We start from the raw sequence: 17054 nt of genomic DNA, 5'->3' as shown, positions 1-17054 counted from the left end.
GTAAGCGGGTATACTTAACCCTGAACCGGGAGCGGGCGAGGTTTACCGTCCGGATCGACGGCAACATAAATAAACAGCGCCTCGGTGGCCTTGTAGCGCTGTCCAATCGGTTCTGACGCGACTTTTTTCACCCAGACTTCAATATTGATGCTAATAGACGTCGTACCGCGTTTAACGCAGCGCGCGTAGCAGCATACGACATCGCCAACCGCGACGGGGCGCAGAAATGTCATTCCTTCCACGCGTACGGTTACAACCCGACCGTGCGCGATCTCTTTGGCCAGTATCGCGCCGCCAATATCCATTTGCGACATCAGCCAGCCGCCAAAAATATCGCCGTTCGCATTGGTATCGGCAGGCATGGCCAATGTACGTAAAACCAGCTCGCCCTGAGGAGTATTATCCATTGTTGTCATTGTAAAACCGACTATCAGAAAAAATTACAGCCGCGATGCTACTATGAATTTTGTGTGGAGAATAGTGGGAATAAAGGTACTGACGGGAAAGCGCAGGGCGTAAAGGCGGAGAAAATATCGCCAGGCGTTCGCAGTCTGGCGATGATAAGTCACGGGAGGGTTATGATTTATCTTCCTGTGGCAGATGCCGGTAGATATAGACGCCGCTCAGCAGGGTAAAAATGAGCGTCAGCGCCGTGAGTCCAAAGACCTTAAAGTTGACCCAGATATTTTGCGGCAACCAGAAGGCGATATAAATGTTAGCCAGACCGCACGCAATAAAAAACAGCGCCCACGCCAGGTTCAGCTTTGACCAGACCTGCTGCGGCAACGCCAGTTCTTTACCTAACATACGTTGGATTAACGGTTTTTTCATCACCCACTGGCTTATTAACAGCGCGCCGGCGAACAGCGCATAAATAACCGTCACCTTCCATTTAATAAATTCATCGTTATGGAAGAAGAGCGTCAGACCGCCGAAGACGGCAACCAGAACAAAGGTAATCAGCGCCATCTTCTCTATTTTCCGATAGCGCACCCAGCTATAAATCAGCACGATTGCCGTCGCGACAATCAGTGCGGAGGTCGCCGCATAGATGTCATAAAGTTTATAAAACGCAAAAAAGACAACCAGCGGTAAAAAATCCAGAAACTGCTTCATTCTTCGATTCCATCATCAACGAGCGTCGAATGCGCCGCGTAACGGCGCATTGCGGATTATTGGCGAATCAACATATACAGGCGGAATAAGTAGATAAGCAATACTGCGGAAATCAGATTGCTCAACGTATTCGCCAGTACAGCGCCTACATTTGGGGTCAGTACAGCGAAGCTGGGCGCGAACAGCAATAGCAATGTTTTAGCCAGTAACCAGCCTATCACCGCAGGCGCGACCAGTCTCATGTTAGCCCAGGCTAAACGCATACTGCTGCGCATTGCGGCAAACACGCCCATTTTCTCTTCAACCAACATCACTGGCGCAAGCGCCAGCACAATGGCCATAATAATCCCCGGAACGACAATCAGCATTATACCGATTTGCACTAACAGGGTAGTGAGAAAAATGAGAATAAACAGTTTAGGCAATGCAGGGGCGCTGGCGCCGATAGCGCGCAGCGCGCTAACCCGATGTCCCGCTGAAACTAACTGAATCATCAGTATGATACCGCCGGCCAGAATAGCGTTGCCGATAAGCCCGGAAAACGTCGAGGCGGCAGAGGCGCGCAACAGGATCTGCTGCTGCTCCGGCGTCATATTTTGTACCAGCTCAAACAGGCCAGCGCTGCCTGCCAGATGTTCTCCTTCACTGAGTTGCGCGATTTGCGCATCGCTGGGTGAAAAGGCATGACCTAAGACCACCGTGATAAATGCGCACAGCAACGAAACCAGCAAGATAGTAATAAATTGATTTCGGAAAAAATTTCCGGCGTCACGGTAAACGGACTTCGCCGTGATAGACATGCACTCTCCTTGAGTTTTGCAGGTGTTAATTTGCGGGCAATTGTACCCTGGATAACTCTACAGTGGCAGCATCAGCAGTTGTATGGAAAAGCATATCTTTGTAAAGCGGCGGTAATCCGTATCGCGCGCGGGCGCGATTGCACGCCTCATTCACTTCGCCTCCTTCGCCCGATATCGAAAATTCGCGACAGGTTGAAGGGCGGTTTTCATAAATAGCGCAACTGACGTTTTCACCCGGCGTGCCAATTAGCGCTTTACAGTGCGGCTGTTTTTGGTTGGTACCGGCCATACAACGTAAAAAAGGGGTAACGGGCTCGGTTAATGACGCCGGAACGCGTCCGCTGGCATCGTCGCCTTCAGCCCAATAAAAGGAGACACGAAAATAGGCACAACAGGCACCGCATGTCATGCATGGGTTAAGAACGCTCATGATTCACCTGCAAAAAACTCACGTATCAATAGATTACAACGGCAATTAAGCTGTCCCGCAGTGTTCGCGAATCTTAACGCCACGCGCCATTGCGGGACATTGATTACCTTAGCCAGCCTTTATCGCCAGGGCAACAGGAGCAGACAAATATTTGCATAGCGTGAATATGTCAAAATTGATCTGAATTCCTATAACCAGGATTTTCAATACAAGTTCTAAATTAATCTGGATCAATAAATGTTAAATTATAAGAACAAATGTGATCTGTGTTAGATCACTTATTACTTCATTGTGGGTATATTCATCACGCTTTTATAACCATAACGATGGAGCGGGTATGAAAAAATTTACAGTGGCGGCACTGGCGTTAACAACTCTTCTCTCAGGCAGCGCGTTCGCGCACGAAGCCGGAGAATTCTTTATGCGTGCAGGTCCGGCAACCGTCAGACCTACAGAAGGGGCGGGTGGTACGCTGGGGCATTTAAACGGGTTTGATGTGAGTAATAACACGCAACTCGGCCTGACATTCACTTACATGGCGACGGACAATATCGGGGTTGAATTGCTGGCGGCTACGCCGTTCCGCCATAAGGTGGGTACGGGCGCGACGGGCGATATCGCCACGGTCCACCTGTTACCTCCAACGTTAATGGCGCAGTGGTACTTCGGCGATTCCAGCAGCAAAGTGCGTCCTTATGTCGGCGTGGGGGTGAACTACACCACCTTCTTCGATAACGACTTTAACGATAATGGTAAAAATGCCGGGCTGTCCGATCTGAGCTTTAAGGATTCCTGGGGCGCGGCAGGGCAAGTTGGGGTAGATTACCTGATTAACCGCGACTGGTTAATTGGCGCCTCTGTCTGGTACATGGATATTGATACTACCGCCAATTATAAAATGGGCGGCGTTCAGCATCATGACAGCGTGCGTCTGGACCCATGGGTATTTATGTTCTCGGCAGGCTATCGTTTCTAATCGCGTGATGTTGTGACGAAAAAAGACCCCGCCAGGCGGGGTCAAAAAAGGACATGACACACGGATTTTACTTGTCGGAACTCACTTGTCTTCTTTCGGTTCGCCGCAGCCTAGTTCTGCGCCAGTGAGAGGATCAACGGTGGGGTCCGATTTCGTTCTTTCTGCCATCGCTTTGAGCAGCGCCATCTGCTCGCGCGGCAATTTCACTGTCGCCAGGCCATCGCCGCCATCAACAGCAGGCATCGGTTCTGCGACATAGTTGAAGTTCTCATCACTATTCCAGCTACCTCGCGGATCGTCGCCTTGCGACATGTTGTAATACACGTCGGTATACTGTTCTACCGGCGGTAATTTACCCGGCGGGAAGTTGTTACGAATCGAATACAGAGCTTTTTCAAAAGAGAGCTGGTGCGCGACTTCACGGGTCATTAAGAAACTGAGCGTGTCTTTTACGCCAGGATCGTCGGTCAGATTAATCAGGCGTTCATAAATGATCTTCGCTCGCGCCTCTGCCGCGATGTTTGAGCGTAGATCGGCTGTGACTTCGCCGATAGTATCAATATAAGCCGCGGTCCACGGTACGCCGCCGGAGTTCGTCAACGCAGGGCCGCCGCCATACAGCAGAGAGGTGATATGGCTGTCATTACCATTCTGCGTCAGCGAGCGATAAAGTTCCGCTTCGTTTTCGGTGCCTTCCGCTAGCTCGCCTTTAGCGCCTTTATTAAGCATTCCTACCAGTGAGCCGATAATTTCCAGATGACTCAGCTCCTCGGTGGCGATGTCCATTAACATCTCTTTACGACCGGCATCATCATCGCTTAAACCTTGCGTGAAGTAGCGGCAGGCGGCCGCCAGTTCGCCCTGCGGGCCGCCAAACTGTTCCAGCAGCAGGTTCGCTAATCCAGGATTAGGTTCGCTCACTCGCACAGTATATTGAAGTTGTTTTACGTGTCGAAACATATTGCCTCCTGCTTATTATTTATTTTTTGGCTTCAACGCCATCTGCTTCAGATCGCAGTAAAAATTGTTCCGTTGTCTGCGGAATATGTTTGATAAGCCAGTCAGCCATTTGCATTTCTTCTTTCAGAATGGCTTCAATCGTCGGAATTGAGGCCGTGTCACCAGCTTTTTTTGCCGCCGCCAGCAGGGAGGTATAACAAGCAATTTCGAACTGCTCGAAAACATAACCGCTAATGGAGCCTTTGACAATTTCATCGGAAGGGAACATGCCACCGATAGATTGCCCCATTGCTGCCATTTTACTCATGGAGTCTTTCAACACCGAACGAGAAATGCCATTACGGTCCAATACTTCTTCGAGCATGGTAATTTGATGTTTGGTTTCACTAATATGTTGTTCAATTCTGGCTTTTATATCAGGATAATTTTCAATACGGCTGGCCATAGATTCAAGCATCGATTCTGCCTGTTTTTCCATGGCATGGGCGTCACGAAGCCAGTCATGATAATGTTCAGTATAATTCATTTTAAATTCCTCAATGCGTGATAATCTGCTCCGATAATAAAATCGGAATCATGCAAGCTGATAATTAAAAATATTATTTCGATTTGCGTTCAGCACTTTTATTAACATTGCTGACTGCTAAATCGGTAAGTTTTAAATCAGTTTGTTTTTCCTCGTCGAGGGTTTCTTTGAGCAGTTTTAATGCCTTGCTATAGCCGAGCTGCTCGGCCAGGGTGGCTAGCGTGCCGTAGCTGGCGATTTCGTAATGCTCGACTTTTTGCGCCGCGGCGATAAGCGCTGCATCGCGTACTTCGTTTTTCTCCGTACTTTCGATGACTTCATTGGCTTCTTCAATCAGCCCTTCCATAGCGACGCATTTCATTCTTTTCAGTTTAATGCCAGATTCAGATTCGACGATCTGATCAATACGTTCAATCTGACCCTGGGTTTCTTCAAGATGAGATTGAAAGGCCTGGCTTAATTTTTCATTGGACGTGGATCTGGCTAGTTTAGAAAGAGCCTTGGTTAATTGTTTTTCTGCACTATAGGTATCTGAAAGTAGATGGATAAAAAGGTCTTCAACGGTTTTAATATTCATAAATCTAATTCTCCTGGGCAAAATACTGCGAGCCAGAAGACTCGCAGATTGCTTGATAAAAGCCTGTGTTATATTTACATTACAGTAAATCAGGAATTATCGGATTTACGTCCGCCGTGACTATTCTGACCACCTTTTTTACCGGCTTCAGAAGCTCGTTGCGGATCGTTTTTGAAATTCCCGCCGCTATGCTGACCGCCTTTGCGGCCCGCTTCAGATGCTTTTTCACGATTCTCGGCGAAATTTCCTGAACCACCACGATGTTCGGCCATATTATTTCTCCTGTCTCGTTGCTTGCTGAAAAAATCGGTTTTAACCGTGTCGACACCCTATTAAAATTAGTTGGTTAAACCGATTAGTCAAATTGACGGAAATAGTTGTGATTTACCGCGTAAATAACGCACAAAAAATGGTTTAGAGATAATATATTCTATATTTTCTTTTAGAATAAGCGATTTAACAGAAAATGCTTTGCATTATTATTAATAACAAGCGTCACTATCTGCGGCCACAAAAACGTTAATGCATTGTTTGTTGACATTTCTTTACATAAAGGCGGGGGAAATTGACGTGAAAACGCTAAATTTTTCGGCGTGATTAGGAGTTTTCTTAGCAAAAATTGACTTCAGACTTTTTGAAAGCTGGACGGGGAATAACACCAAAAAGATTGATGATGTACGTCTGAATCGTGATTCTGGTTCGGCGCCAGCCACTCATTAAGCCGCCAGCGTTATGCTGACGGCTTAACCCGTTATGCGCGGCTGGCGGCTTTCATCGCTGAGACAAAGGACCTGAGCTCCGCCAACATCTGTTCGGGAGACGCGAGGTTTTTCTCGATAATGTTGACAATGGCTGAGCCGGAGATAGCGCCAGCCGCCCCGGCACGCACGGCCGCAGACACCTGTTCCGGCGAGGAGATACCGAAGCCCTGTAACGCAGGCGCGGCATGGTACTCTTTAAGCTTCTCAATGAGATGATGCAACGGCAATGCGCCACGGTTTTCCGCGCCGGTGACGCCCGAACGCGAAAGCAGGTAGGTGTAACCGCGGCCGTAAGATGCGACCTGGCGCAGAAGATCGTCATCCGCATTTGGCGGGCAGATGAAGATCGGCGCGATATTATGCCGTAACGCCGCCTGGCGGAAGGGGGCCGATTCTTCAACCGGGACATCTGCGACCAGCACGGAATCTACGCCAACCTGTTCACAGCGGGCATAGAACGTATCTATGCCGTTATTGAACACCAGATTCGCGTACATTAGCAGGCCAATCGGAATGGTCGGGTGTTTTTCACGAATCAGCGCCAGCATTTCAAAACACTGAGCCGGCGTGACGCCAGCGGCGAAGGCGCGTAAGTTCGCATTCTGGATGGTAGGGCCATCGGCCAGCGGATCGGAGAAGGGAACACCCAGTTCCAGAGCGTCGGCGCCAGCGTCAATCAGTGTGTCGATAATTTTCAGTGACTGTTCAATGCCAGGGTCGCCCAGAGTCACGAAGGGGACAAAAGCGCCTTCCCGGCGATCGTTGAGCTGTGCAAATAAATTTTCGTAGCGTTCCATCAGATTTCCCCTCGCGCTTTCAGGATATCGTGTACGGTAAAGATGTCTTTATCACCGCGGCCAGAGAGATTGACCACCAGCAGTTGCTCTTTTTCCGGCTGCTCGCGCATCATTTTCAGAGCGTGCGCCAACGCGTGGGAGGATTCCAGCGCCGGGATAATTCCCTCATGGCGGCACAACGTTTTGAAGGCTTCCAGCGCCTCATCATCGGTAATGGAGACATAATCCGCGCGTCCGATGCTGTTCAGGTACGCATGTTGCGGCCCAACGGATGGGAAATCGAGCCCGGCGGAAATGGAATAGGACTCTTCAATTTGCCCGTCTGCTGTTTGCATCATCGGCGCTTTCATCCCGAAATAGATGCCAACGCGACCATGTTTAAGCGGCGCGCCATGCTCGCCGGTTTCAATACCGTGACCGCCAGGTTCAACGCCTATTAGCCCGACGCTGGTATCATTAATAAAATCCGCAAACATCCCGATAGCGTTTGAGCCGCCGCCGACGCAAGCGATAACGGCATCTGGCAGACGGCCCTCTTTGTCGAGGATTTGCGCTTTCGTCTCTTCGCCAATCATGCGTTGGAACTCGCGAACGATGGTGGGATAGGGATGCGGTCCTGCCGCCGTGCCGAGCATATAGTGCGCGGTTTCGTAACTACCGGACCAGTCGCGCAGCGCCTCGTTACAGGCATCTTTTAGCGTAGCGGAGCCGCTATGAACCGGGATAACCTCAGCGCCCATCAGACGCATACGGAAGACGTTCGGCGACTGGCGCTCAACGTCTTTGGCACCCATATAGATACGGCATTTCAGACCCAGCAGGGCGCTGGCGAGCGCAGAGGCGACGCCGTGCTGACCGGCGCCGGTTTCAGCGATAATCTCGCTTTTCCCCATCCGTTTGGCCAGCAGCGCCTGACCCAGTACCTGATTGGTTTTGTGTGCGCCGCCGTGCAGTAAATCTTCGCGCTTTAAATACAACGTGGTACGCGTACCGGCGGTAATGTTCTGGCATTTCGTCAGCGCGGTGGGGCGTCCCGCGTAGTTTTTTAGCAGATCGGCGAATTGCGCCTGAAATTCAGGATCTTTTTGCGCGCTGACGAAGGCCTCTTCAAGCTGGTTCAGCGCAGGCATCAGGATCTGCGGCACATACATGCCGCCGAATTCACCAAAGTAGGGGTTGAGAAGTGTTGTCATGTTTTTTCCTTAATATGCGCGCAATGTCTGAAAAACCGAGGCCAGAAGACGAGCATCTTTGATGCCCGGCTGTGACTCCACACCTGAATTAAAATCGAGACCGGCACAGCCGACTTGCGCCGCCTGGACGCAATTATCGGCCGCCAGCCCGCCCGCCAGTAACACATTATCCAGCGGTTGCCCCTGTAGCAGTGACCAGTCGAAGCGCTGCCCGCTACCGCCTTGCCCATTGTCGAAAATGTATTTATCGACATGGTGGTAATCGCGTGCGGGAAGGGCATCGCTAACGCTCAGCGCCTTCCAGATTTGCACATTGCGCGGCAACGCCTCGCGCAGCGCGTTGACATACGCCTGGTCTTCGCTGCCATGTAGCTGTACGGCAGAAAGCGGCAGGACGGCAGCTTTCTGGCAAACATCGGCGATATCAGCGTCCTGGAAAACGCCGACATACTGCAATGGCGCGGCGCTTATCACTTCTCGCGCCTGCTCAACGCTCACTGCGCGCGGAGATGAGGGTACAAAAATCAACCCGCCATATATTGCACCAGCGTCACAGGCCGCTTTAGCGTCCTGGGCGCGGGTCAGGCCGCAGACTTTATTCTCGCCAAGCAGCACGCGACGGACGGCGGCGTTAAGATCGTCATGCGCCATTAACGCGGAGCCAATTAAAAAACCGTTGGCGAAGTGGCTCAGTTCGCGTACCTGACCATAGGTGTTAATCCCGGACTCGCTGATGACAGTCACGCCGTGGCCCAGTTTTGGCGCCAGCTGGCGGGTGCGATTCAAATCAATCGACAGATCGCGCAGATCGCGATTGTTGATACCTACCACTTTTGCGCCTAACGCTATCGCGCGCTCCCGTTCTTCGTCATTACTGACCTCCGTGAGCACGCCCATTTTCAGACTGTGCGCGACGGCGGAGAGTTGGCGATACTGTTCGTCATCCAGAACCGAGAGCATCAGTAAACAGGCATCGGCCTGATAGTAACGGGCAAGGTAGATCTGATAGGGATCGATAATAAAATCCTTACACAGAATCGGCTGCGGCGCGCTTTGGCTAACGACCGGCAGAAAATCGAAGCTCCCCTGAAAATATTTTTCGTCGGTGAGCACCGAGATCGCCGAGGCGTAATGTTGATAAATACTGGCAATACGCGCCGGATCGAAATCATCGCGAATCACGCCTTTTGATGGCGATGCTTTCTTACACTCCAGAATAAAGGCGGTACGCGCGCCCTGGAGCGCATCATAAAAATGGCGTGTACTTGGCTGGATCTCATTTTGAATACTGGCCAGCGGCTGTTGCTGTTTGCGGGCTTCTACCCAAATCGCCTTGTCTGCGACGATTTTCGCTAAAACGGTTTGCATTATTTACCCTCTCGCCGCCAGTGCGGTGACTCTGTCATATGCGGTGCCGTTGCGCAGAACATCAAGCACGGTTTGCGCGTTGGCTTTGAGATCTTCCTGACCATGCAGACGCATCAGCATCGCCACGTTGGCGGCGACGGCGGCCTCATGCGCGGCATCGCCTTTACCTTGTAATAACCGCGTCAGAATGTCACGGTTTTCTTCCGGTGTGCCGCCAGCCAACTGATCCTGATGGTAAGGCGTCAGGCCAAAATCCTCCGCCGTAAGTTGATAGCTTTTAATTTCGCCATCATGCAGCTCCGCGACAATCGTCGGCGCATGGAGCGAAACCTCATCCATGCCGCCGCTATGTACCACCGCCGCGCGCTGATAGCCCAGTACCCGTAAGGTTTCCGCAATCGGTAGCACCAGTTCCGGGCTATAGACGCCAATCAATGCCAGCGGCGGATGCGCCGGGTTGATCAGCGGGCCGAGTACGTTGAACAGGGTTCGCGTTTTTAACTGTTGGCGAACCGGCATCGCGTGACGGAATCCGGTGTGATATTTCGGCGCAAACAGGAAACAGACGCCCAGTTCATCTAACGCCTGGCGTGATTTATCGGCGTTCATATCCAGATTAATGCCGAACGCCGCCAGCAGATCGGATGACCCCGATTTGCTGGACACGCTACGGTTGCCGTGTTTCGCCACTTTCAGTCCACAGGCCGCCGCGACAAAGGCGCTGACGGTAGAGATATTGATACTGTTACTGCCATCGCCGCCGGTACCAACGATATCCGCAAACAGATAGTCCGGGCGCGGGAACGGGGCGGCATTTTCCAGCAACGCAGTGGCGGCGCCGGCAATTTCATTGGGATGCTCGCCGCGAATTTTCATGCTCACCAGCGCGGCGGCGAGCTGTTCAGGCTTAAGTTCGCCGCGGACGACCGCCGAAAACAACTGATGGCTCTCTTGTTGCGTCAGAGTTTGCGCCTGATAGAGTTTCTCCAGAATCGGCTGTAGGGTGTTGGTCGGCTCCAGCTTTTGCTGCGCCCAGGCTAATGTTTGCTCCAGTAGACGCGCGCCCTGTGTCGTCAGGATGGACTCAGGATGAAATTGAAAACCGCAAACGCGATCCGCATCATGACGTACCGCCATCACCATGCCGTTGAAATGGGCGTTAATGGTTAGCCCGGCAGGAACATTACTGCCGACCAGCGAATGATAACGCGCGACCGGTAGCGGATTCGCCAGCCCGGCGAACATCGCCTGACCGTCATGCTCAATGCTGGAGGCTTTGCCATGCAGGATTTCTCCCGCCTGACCGACATAACCGCCGTAAGCTTCGACAATCGCCTGATGCCCCAAACAAATGCCGATGATCGGTAACTTGCCGCGTAGTCGGGTCAGCAGCTCCGGCATACAGCCTGCCTCGCTGGGAACGCCCGGACCGGGGGAGAGCATTAGCACCGGATTTTTCATTGTCGCCAGGCGATCGATAAGCGTCTGTGCCGGAATATGGTTACGGTAAATCACCACGTTATGACCGTTGGTCCGTAGCTGATCTGCCAGGTTCCAGGTAAACGAGTCGATGTTATCGAGCAGCAGAATATCAGCCATCAGAAGGTCTCCTGTGCATGATGCGCGGTGGCGATAGCACGCAATACGGCGCGCGCTTTATTACGGGTTTCATCGGCTTCAGACTGCGGAACAGAGTGCAGCACAATTCCGGCGCCCGCCTGTACGGTGGCGATACCGTTCTCCACCAGCGCGGAGCGGATAACAATACAGGTGTCCAGATCGCCGTGGGCGGTGAAGTAACCGACAGCGCCGCCATAGCTGCCGCGGCGCTGTCCTTCCGCATCGGCAATCAACTGCATGGCGCGTACTTTTGGCGCGCCGCTCAGGGTGCCCATGTTCATGCAGGCGCGATAGGCGTGCAGCGCGTCGAGATCGTGACGCAGTTCGCCCACTACCCGGGAAACCAGATGCATCACGTACGAATAGCGGTCAACTTTTGTCAGATCGGCAACGTAGCGACTGCCCGGCGTACAGATGCGCGCCAGGTCATTGCGCGCCAGATCGACCAGCATCAGATGTTCGGAAAGCTCTTTATGGTCGGTACGCATGTCCAGCTCAATACGGCTGTCGAGATCTCTGTCCAGCGTACCATCGGCGCGGCGACCGCGTGGACGGGTACCCGCGATGGGGTAAATTTCAATCTGACGGCTGGTGGCGTCATATTTCAGCGAGCTTTCCGGCGACGCGCCGAAAAGCGTGAAATCATTATCCTGCATAAAGAACATATACGGGCTGGGGTTGCTCTTTTTCAGCACGTAGTAGGCAGCCAACGGCGACGGGCAGGGCAGTGAAAAGCGGCGCGACGGCACCACCTGAAATATCTCCCCCGCGCGGATGGCTTTTTGCAACTGGCGTACCACCGCGCCGAACGCGTCATCGCTTTGATTGCATTCGCAGCGCATGTCCGGCACCGGCGTGACCGGCAACAGCGGCGCAGGCTGGGTTAACTGTTGGCTAAGGTAGGCCAGGCGGGCGTTCAGGCGCTGTTTTTCCCGGTCACTGGCGGTGAACAGACTGGCCTGAATACGGGTGCTTTTTTTCTGATGATCTATCACCATTAGCGTTTCCGCTAAATAAAAGCAGTAGTCCGGGCAGTTATTGCCAGCCTCAAGGTGTGGCAGCGCTTCAAAGCCAGCGACCAGGTCGTAGGCAAACAGACCGCCGAAAAACATAGCCTCCCGCTCTTGCGTCGGTATGTTCACCACCCCCTGTAACAGGCGGAACGCATCAAATACCGACAGAGAGCATAAACGGGCGTCTTCATCTAATAATGGGCTGACGGGCGGAAAGCGTAGAATGCGACCGGCAGGCAGGACTTCGTTCTCCACGCCAGCGGGCAGGGCGGTATCCAGTAGCGGCAATAACGAGGCGCCATTATCAGATAACGCCTGAATAGTGACAGTGTCACCTAGAGCGGTAATGCGCAGCGCACTATCTACCAGCAGCAGGCTTTTTAAATCGTCTTTACTGTCGATATCTGCGGACTCCAGCAGCAGCGTTGCTGGGCGATCGCCGCAGACCTGGTGAAAAAGCGCCGTTGGGTTTTCCCGGTAGGCGGCATCGCAGGTCAACAGTTCGAGCGTGGGTTTTGGTGTTTGCATGGTTATTCTCATTATTTTGTTCAAAAAAAAGCCCGCTTAACAGGCGGGCCGGGTATCGTTTGGCTGATTACAGCTGTTCATACACCGCCCGCTATCAGGAAGTGCGCCACCAACCGTGTAATGCAAATGTCGCTGCCATTTTAGATACCCTCTTCATGTGAACTTTCGTACTAGTTAACTAGTTCGATGGAATAATGTCAACACCTATTTCAGTATATTTGCCGGAACCGTTATGATGTACATGACATACCTTTATCTCTATGGGAGCCGCCTTGAGCGACACGAATTACGCAGTGATTTACGATCTGCACAGTCATACCACGGCGTCCGATGGACTGTTGACGCCAGAAACATTAGTACACCGTGCGGTAGAGATGCGAGTCGGCACGCTGGCGATTACCGATCATGACACCACAGCTGCGATTCCTGCGGCAAGAGAAGAAATTTCACGTTCCGGGCTGGCCCTGAATCTTATTCCCGGCGTGGAGATTTCAACGATCTGGGAGAATCATGAGATTCACATTGTGGGTCTGAATATTGATATTGCGCACCCGGCAATGCGCGATTTTCTGGCGCAGCAGACACATCGGCGTCAGGCGCGTGGTCGGCTCATTGCGGAGCGTCTGGAAAAAGCTCATATTCCCGGCGCGTGGGAAGGGGCATTGAGACTGGCCAATGGCGGCGCGGTGACGCGCGGCCACTTCGCCCGCTTTCTGGTGGAGTGCGGCAAAGCCGCGACCATGGCGGATGTTTTTAAAAAATATCTCGCGCGTGGGAAAACCGGTTACGTTCCGCCGCAGTGGTGTACAATAGAACAAGCTATTGATGTCATTCATCATTCTGGCGGTAAGGCGGTGTTGGCCCACCCGGGACGCTACGACCTTAGCGCTAAGTGGCTGAAAAGATTAGTGGCGCATTTTGCCGACCATCACGGCGACGCGATGGAAGTGGCGCAGTGCCAACAATCGCCCAATGAACGCACCCAACTGGCGACGCTTGCGCGTCAGCATCATTTATGGGCATCGCTTGGATCTGATTTCCATCAGCCCTGCCCGTGGATTGAGTTGGGGCGTAAACTCTGGCTGCCCGCTGGCGTTGAAGGCGTATGGCAGTCATGGGAACAGCCGCAAATATCACAGTGAGGGAAGTATGAGCCAGTTTTTTTATATCCATCCGGATAACCCACAGCAACGGCTGATTAATCAGGCCGTCGACATTGTGCGTAAAGGCGGTGTTATTGTTTATCCAACCGATTCCGGCTATGCCCTTGGTTGTAAAATTGAAGACAAAGGCGCAATGGAGCGCATTTGCCGCATCCGTCATCTGCCGGACGGCCACAACTTCACGCTGATGTGCCGCGATTTGTCCGAGTTGTCAACCTACTCCTACGTCGACAACGTGGCATTTCGTCTGATGAAAAACAATACGCCGGGTAACTACACCTTTATCCTGAAGGGAACAAAAGAGGTGCCGCGCCGTCTGTTGCAGGAAAAGCGTAAAACTATCGGCCTGCGCGTACCGTCAAACCCGATTGCGCTGGCGTTATTGGATACGCTGGGCGAACCAATGCTCTCGACGTCGTTGATGCTGCCTGGCAGCGACTTTACCGAGTCGGACCCGGAGGAGATTAAAGATCGGCTGGAGAAGCAGGTGGATCTGATCATCCACGGCGGTTACCTCGGTCAACAGCCTACCACGGTAATCGATTTGACCAATGACTCCCCGGTGGTGCTGCGCGAAGGCGTCGGCGACGTTACACCTTTCTTATAAGGGTGTAAGCCTGTATACTACGCGGCCTTAAAATGGCGCGGCAACGCGCCGTTCATTCTCCTGTTCGACGCCTGTGAAGGCGACACTTGAAGGAAGCTCTATGAGCGAAAAGTTACAAAAAGTGCTGGCGCGCGCTGGCCACGGCTCTCGCCGTGAAATCGAATCCATTATTGAAGCGGGACGTGTCAGCGTTGACGGTAAAATCGCCACGCTTGGCGATCGTGTTGAAGTCACTCCCGGTTTGAAAATCCGTATCGACGGTCACCTGATTTCGGTGAAAGAGTCGGCGGAACAAATTTGCCGCGTTCTGGCCTATTACAAACCAGAAGGTGAACTGTGTACCCGCAATGACCCTGAAGGGCGGCCAACCGTTTTTGATCGCTTACCGAAACTGCGCGGCGCGCGGTGGATTGCGGTAGGACGTCTGGATGTCAACACCTGCGGGCTATTGTTGTTTACCACCGACGGTGAACTGGCGAACCGCCTGATGCACCCTAGTCGTGAAGTTGAACGTGAATATGCCGTGCGCGTGTTCGGTCAGGTGGATGAATCGAAACTGCGTGATTTAAGCCGTGGCGTACAGTTGGAAGATGGTCCGGCGGCATTTAAGACCATTAAATTCAGCGGCGGCGAAGGCATTAACCAGTGGTATAACGTAACGCTGACGGAAGGGCGCAACCGCGAAGTTCGCCGACTGTGGGAAGCGGTAGGTGTTCAGGTCAGCCGTCTGATCCGCGTTCGTTACGGCGATATCCCGCTGCCGAAAGGCCTGCCGCGCGGCGGCTGGACTGAGCTCGACCTCGCGCAAACGAACTATCTGCGTGGTCTGGTAGAGCTCCCGCCGGAAACCTCGTCGAAGGTTGCCGTCGAAAAAGACCGTCGTCGTATGAAAGCGAACCAGATCCGTCGGGCGGTAAAACGCCACAGCCAGATAGCTGGCGGACGCCGCTCCGGTGGGCGTAATAACAACGGGTAATCTCTACCACGGTCTATAGGCCGAGAATCATCAGACAAGAGGGTTTGTGCCGGATGGCGGCGCAAACGCCTTAATCCGGCCTACGGTTAATAATCAATTCCCATCTGGGCTTTTACGCCCGCGTCGAAAGCATGTTTAACCGGACGCAGTTCGCTGACGGTATCCGCAAGATCAAGAATATCCCGATGACAGCCGCGACCTGTAATAATCACCGTCTGGTGACCAGGGCGCGCGTTTAGCGCGCTTATGACCTCTTCCAGCGGCAAATAGTCATACGCCACCATATAGGTCAGCTCATCCAGTACCACCATATCAAGCAGCGGGTCGGCCAGCATCCTTTTCCCATGCTGCCAAACGGCCATACATGCTGCGGTGTCTGCCTCGCGATTTTGCGTCTCCCAGGTAAATCCCGTTGCCATCACCTGAAATTCGACGCCATGCGGTTCCAGCAGATTACGCTCGCCGTTGGGCCAGGTGCCCTTAATAAATTGCACCACGCCTACGCTTTTACCGTGTCCTACGGCACGGGCGGCAGTCCCGAAAGCCGCCGTGGTTTTGCCCTTACCATTGCCAGTAAACACGATAATAATACCGCGCTCTTCCTGTGCCTGGGCGACGCGGGCGTCAACCCGATCTTTTACCTTCTGCTGGCGCTGCTGATAACGTTCATCACTCATTGGGCGATTCCTGGTTTACGGCCCGGTTGGGCGTCAAAGGTCATACCGGTTTTACGGCGACTGTCGTCGCCCATAAGCCACAGGTAAAGCGGCATAATATCGGCAGGCGTTTTTAATTTCTGTGGATCTTCCGTCGGAAAGGCGCTGGCGCGCATACCGGTGCGCGTGCCGCCCGGGTTAATGCAGTTAACACGCAGAGAGCGGTTCTGGTATTCGTCCGCCAGCACCTGCATCATTCCTTCAGTAGCAAACTTCGAGGTGGCATAGGCGCCCCAGTTGGCGCGTCCCTGACGGCCAACGCTTGATGACGTAAAGACCAGCGAGCCGGCATCGGACTTCAATAATAACGGTAACAGCGCCTGGGTGAGCATAAAGGTGGCGTTAACGTTTACCTGCATGACATCCTGCCAGATCTGCGGATCTTGTTCGCTCATTGGACCGATTTCCCCCAGTAACCCGGCATTGTGCAGGACGCCATCCAGGCGGGGATAGTGCGCGGCGATGCGGTCGGCCACTTGCCGGCACTCTTCAGCGGTGCAGGTCAGCAGATCGAGCGTAAACCACTGTGGTTGAACATGTTGCTCGTCAGCAATGTGCTGCGCGACCCGACGCAGTTTCTCTTCGTTGCGTCCCAGCAGAATCACCGTTGCGCCGTAACGCGCATACGTAAGCGCGGCTTCCCGCCCAATGCCATCGCTGGCGCCAGTGACCAGAATAATGCGGTTTTGCAATAGATCTTGTTTCGGTTGGTAATGCATGGCTACTCCTCAACGGCGTGGTGCACCGTCCTGCCAGGTTGTCTTATCTTCGCGTTAACTTTTCGGGTTTATGCCTGAAAGCGCCTTTTTTTTCAATCAGACAGGGGCGATAACGCCGTAAAATGAACGTCTTGTCATACTTTTTCTTCCTCAACAGGCATACGGATGAAGAGAGACTGGCTTCGATGCCTGTTGTACACTGAGCGCA

At 52.9% G+C, this 17054-nt stretch carries 20 protein-coding genes and 1 other annotated feature; of the genes, 4 read left to right on the top strand and 16 right to left on the bottom strand.

Annotated elements, in window-relative coordinates; translation table 11 throughout:
• Positions 1-14: 14 nt before the first annotated feature.
• From yciA to ACLD3P_RS06175, 4 genes are all read right to left on the bottom strand, one after another.
• Positions 15-416 (bottom strand): acyl-CoA thioester hydrolase YciA, encoded by a 402-nt coding sequence (yciA, locus tag ACLD3P_RS06190; RefSeq protein WP_000210317.1) that lies wholly within the window; start codon positions 414-416, stop codon positions 15-17.
• 160 nt (positions 417-576) lie between these two features.
• A complete protein-coding gene (locus ACLD3P_RS06185; RefSeq protein ID WP_000808682.1) occupies positions 577-1116 on the bottom strand; it encodes a septation protein A in 540 nt (179 codons plus the stop codon).
• Positions 1117-1172: 56 nt separating this feature from the next.
• The gene (locus tag ACLD3P_RS06180) at positions 1173-1916 is read right to left on the bottom strand and encodes a YciC family protein (protein ID WP_000028507.1); all 744 of its coding nucleotides are present in this window, start codon (positions 1914-1916) and stop codon (positions 1173-1175) included.
• Between the two features lie 25 nt (positions 1917-1941).
• Positions 1942-2346, bottom strand: coding sequence for a YkgJ family cysteine cluster protein (locus tag ACLD3P_RS06175; protein ID WP_000114955.1), 405 nt, complete (start codon positions 2344-2346; stop codon positions 1942-1944).
• A gap of 337 nt (positions 2347-2683) precedes the next feature.
• Here ACLD3P_RS06175 and ompW point away from each other — a divergent pair, with 337 nt between their 5' ends.
• The gene (gene ompW, locus ACLD3P_RS06170) at positions 2684-3322 is read left to right on the top strand and encodes an outer membrane protein OmpW (protein WP_000714799.1); all 639 of its coding nucleotides are present in this window, start codon (positions 2684-2686) and stop codon (positions 3320-3322) included.
• Between the two features lie 81 nt (positions 3323-3403).
• On the opposite strand, the gene ACLD3P_RS06165 is transcribed toward ompW, so the two are convergent.
• The 10 genes from ACLD3P_RS06165 to trpL form a co-directional block, all read right to left on the bottom strand.
• Entirely contained in the window at positions 3404-4282 is an 879-nt protein-coding gene (locus ACLD3P_RS06165; protein WP_411006404.1) for a manganese catalase family protein, read from the bottom strand.
• 19 nt (positions 4283-4301) lie between these two features.
• Complete coding sequence (locus ACLD3P_RS06160) at positions 4302-4808, bottom strand: ferritin-like domain-containing protein (RefSeq protein WP_001109977.1); 507 nt, start codon at positions 4806-4808, stop codon at positions 4302-4304.
• A 73-nt stretch (positions 4809-4881) separates the two neighbouring features.
• Positions 4882-5385 carry a ferritin-like domain-containing protein gene (locus ACLD3P_RS06155; protein ID WP_023219046.1) on the bottom strand — a complete coding sequence of 168 codons (504 nt, stop codon included), beginning with the start codon at positions 5383-5385 and terminating at the stop codon, positions 4882-4884.
• Positions 5386-5474: 89 nt separating this feature from the next.
• The gene (locus ACLD3P_RS06150; RefSeq protein WP_000807657.1) at positions 5475-5657 is read right to left on the bottom strand and encodes a general stress protein; all 183 of its coding nucleotides are present in this window, start codon (positions 5655-5657) and stop codon (positions 5475-5477) included.
• A gap of 479 nt (positions 5658-6136) precedes the next feature.
• Entirely contained in the window at positions 6137-6943 is an 807-nt protein-coding gene (gene trpA / locus ACLD3P_RS06145) for a tryptophan synthase subunit alpha (protein WP_411006405.1), read from the bottom strand.
• The gene (gene trpB / locus ACLD3P_RS06140) at positions 6943-8136 is read right to left on the bottom strand and encodes a tryptophan synthase subunit beta (protein WP_000209485.1); all 1194 of its coding nucleotides are present in this window, start codon (positions 8134-8136) and stop codon (positions 6943-6945) included. Before trpB ends, trpA begins: the two co-directional genes overlap by 1 nt.
• Before the next feature lie 9 nt (positions 8137-8145).
• Positions 8146-9504, bottom strand: a complete 1359-nt coding sequence (trpCF, locus tag ACLD3P_RS06135; protein WP_411006406.1) for a bifunctional indole-3-glycerol-phosphate synthase TrpC/phosphoribosylanthranilate isomerase TrpF — start codon at positions 9502-9504, stop codon at positions 8146-8148.
• Between the two features lie 3 nt (positions 9505-9507).
• The gene (gene trpD / locus ACLD3P_RS06130) at positions 9508-11103 is read right to left on the bottom strand and encodes a bifunctional glutamine amidotransferase/anthranilate phosphoribosyltransferase (protein ID WP_411006407.1); all 1596 of its coding nucleotides are present in this window, start codon (positions 11101-11103) and stop codon (positions 9508-9510) included.
• Entirely contained in the window at positions 11103-12665 is a 1563-nt protein-coding gene (trpE, locus tag ACLD3P_RS06125; protein WP_411006408.1) for an anthranilate synthase component I, read from the bottom strand. The genes trpD and trpE overlap by 1 nt, the downstream gene beginning before the upstream one ends.
• Positions 12666-12687: 22 nt before the next feature.
• Positions 12688-12783: a sequence feature (Trp leader region), on the bottom strand.
• Positions 12760-12804, bottom strand: coding sequence for a trp operon leader peptide (trpL, locus tag ACLD3P_RS06120; RefSeq protein WP_010989026.1), 45 nt, complete (start codon positions 12802-12804; stop codon positions 12760-12762). Its footprint overlaps the feature before it by 24 nt.
• Positions 12805-12925: 121 nt before the next feature.
• On the opposite strand from trpL, the gene rnm reads away from it, so the two are divergent.
• The 3 genes from rnm (at position 12926) to rluB (ending at position 15411) form a co-directional block, all read left to right on the top strand.
• Positions 12926-13807 carry a PHP domain-containing protein gene (gene rnm / locus ACLD3P_RS06115; protein ID WP_411006409.1) on the top strand — a complete coding sequence of 294 codons (882 nt, stop codon included), beginning with the start codon at positions 12926-12928 and terminating at the stop codon, positions 13805-13807.
• Between the two features lie 7 nt (positions 13808-13814).
• A complete protein-coding gene (locus ACLD3P_RS06110; protein WP_000077250.1) occupies positions 13815-14435 on the top strand; it encodes an L-threonylcarbamoyladenylate synthase in 621 nt (206 codons plus the stop codon).
• 100 nt (positions 14436-14535) lie between these two features.
• On the top strand, positions 14536-15411 hold the full coding sequence (rluB, locus tag ACLD3P_RS06105; protein WP_001291233.1) for a 23S rRNA pseudouridine(2605) synthase RluB: 876 nt from the start codon (positions 14536-14538) through the stop codon (positions 15409-15411).
• Positions 15412-15497: 86 nt separating this feature from the next.
• On the opposite strand, the gene cobO is transcribed toward rluB, so the two are convergent.
• Together cobO and ACLD3P_RS06095 are read right to left on the bottom strand one after the other, a co-directional pair.
• Entirely contained in the window at positions 15498-16088 is a 591-nt protein-coding gene (gene cobO / locus ACLD3P_RS06100) for a cob(I)yrinic acid a,c-diamide adenosyltransferase (protein WP_001278865.1), read from the bottom strand.
• Positions 16085-16846 carry a YciK family oxidoreductase gene (locus ACLD3P_RS06095; protein ID WP_000559309.1) on the bottom strand — a complete coding sequence of 254 codons (762 nt, stop codon included), beginning with the start codon at positions 16844-16846 and terminating at the stop codon, positions 16085-16087. Before ACLD3P_RS06095 ends, cobO begins: the two co-directional genes overlap by 4 nt.
• Positions 16847-17054 lie beyond the last annotated feature (208 nt).

Origin of the sequence: Salmonella sp. 741265073_HBA (genome assembly GCF_046569105.1) — a bacterium.
Taxonomy (GTDB): Bacteria; Pseudomonadota; Gammaproteobacteria; order Enterobacterales; family Enterobacteriaceae; genus Salmonella; species Salmonella enterica.
Note: the sequence above shows the minus strand (reverse complement) of the source record. Positions and strands in the feature narration are given on the sequence as shown.

Coding starts and splice junctions, on each gene's coding strand:
- trpE (WP_411006408.1), bottom strand. CDS start 12,665: ATGCAAACACCAAAACCCACGCTCGAACTGTTGACCTGCGATGCCGCC.
- trpA (WP_411006405.1), bottom strand. CDS start 6,943: ATGGAACGCTACGAAAATTTATTTGCACAGCTCAACGATCGCCGGGAA.
- ACLD3P_RS06150 (WP_000807657.1), bottom strand. CDS start 5,657: ATGGCCGAACATCGTGGTGGTTCAGGAAATTTCGCCGAGAATCGTGAA.
- ACLD3P_RS06095 (WP_000559309.1), bottom strand. CDS start 16,846: ATGCATTACCAACCGAAACAAGATCTATTGCAAAACCGCATTATTCTG.
- rluB (WP_001291233.1), top strand. CDS start 14,536: ATGAGCGAAAAGTTACAAAAAGTGCTGGCGCGCGCTGGCCACGGCTCT.
- trpCF (WP_411006406.1), bottom strand. CDS start 9,504: ATGCAAACCGTTTTAGCGAAAATCGTCGCAGACAAGGCGATTTGGGTA.
- ACLD3P_RS06185 (WP_000808682.1), bottom strand. CDS start 1,116: ATGAAGCAGTTTCTGGATTTTTTACCGCTGGTTGTCTTTTTTGCGTTT.
- trpD (WP_411006407.1), bottom strand. CDS start 11,103: ATGGCTGATATTCTGCTGCTCGATAACATCGACTCGTTTACCTGGAAC.
- ACLD3P_RS06155 (WP_023219046.1), bottom strand. CDS start 5,385: ATGAATATTAAAACCGTTGAAGACCTTTTTATCCATCTACTTTCAGAT.
- ACLD3P_RS06160 (WP_001109977.1), bottom strand. CDS start 4,808: ATGAATTATACTGAACATTATCATGACTGGCTTCGTGACGCCCATGCC.
- trpB (WP_000209485.1), bottom strand. CDS start 8,136: ATGACAACACTTCTCAACCCCTACTTTGGTGAATTCGGCGGCATGTAT.
- ACLD3P_RS06180 (WP_000028507.1), bottom strand. CDS start 1,916: ATGTCTATCACGGCGAAGTCCGTTTACCGTGACGCCGGAAATTTTTTC.
- ACLD3P_RS06165 (WP_411006404.1), bottom strand. CDS start 4,282: ATGTTTCGACACGTAAAACAACTTCAATATACTGTGCGAGTGAGCGAA.
- ACLD3P_RS06110 (WP_000077250.1), top strand. CDS start 13,815: ATGAGCCAGTTTTTTTATATCCATCCGGATAACCCACAGCAACGGCTG.
- ACLD3P_RS06175 (WP_000114955.1), bottom strand. CDS start 2,346: ATGAGCGTTCTTAACCCATGCATGACATGCGGTGCCTGTTGTGCCTAT.
- rnm (WP_411006409.1), top strand. CDS start 12,926: ATGGGAGCCGCCTTGAGCGACACGAATTACGCAGTGATTTACGATCTG.
- yciA (WP_000210317.1), bottom strand. CDS start 416: ATGACAACAATGGATAATACTCCTCAGGGCGAGCTGGTTTTACGTACA.
- cobO (WP_001278865.1), bottom strand. CDS start 16,088: ATGAGTGATGAACGTTATCAGCAGCGCCAGCAGAAGGTAAAAGATCGG.
- ompW (WP_000714799.1), top strand. CDS start 2,684: ATGAAAAAATTTACAGTGGCGGCACTGGCGTTAACAACTCTTCTCTCA.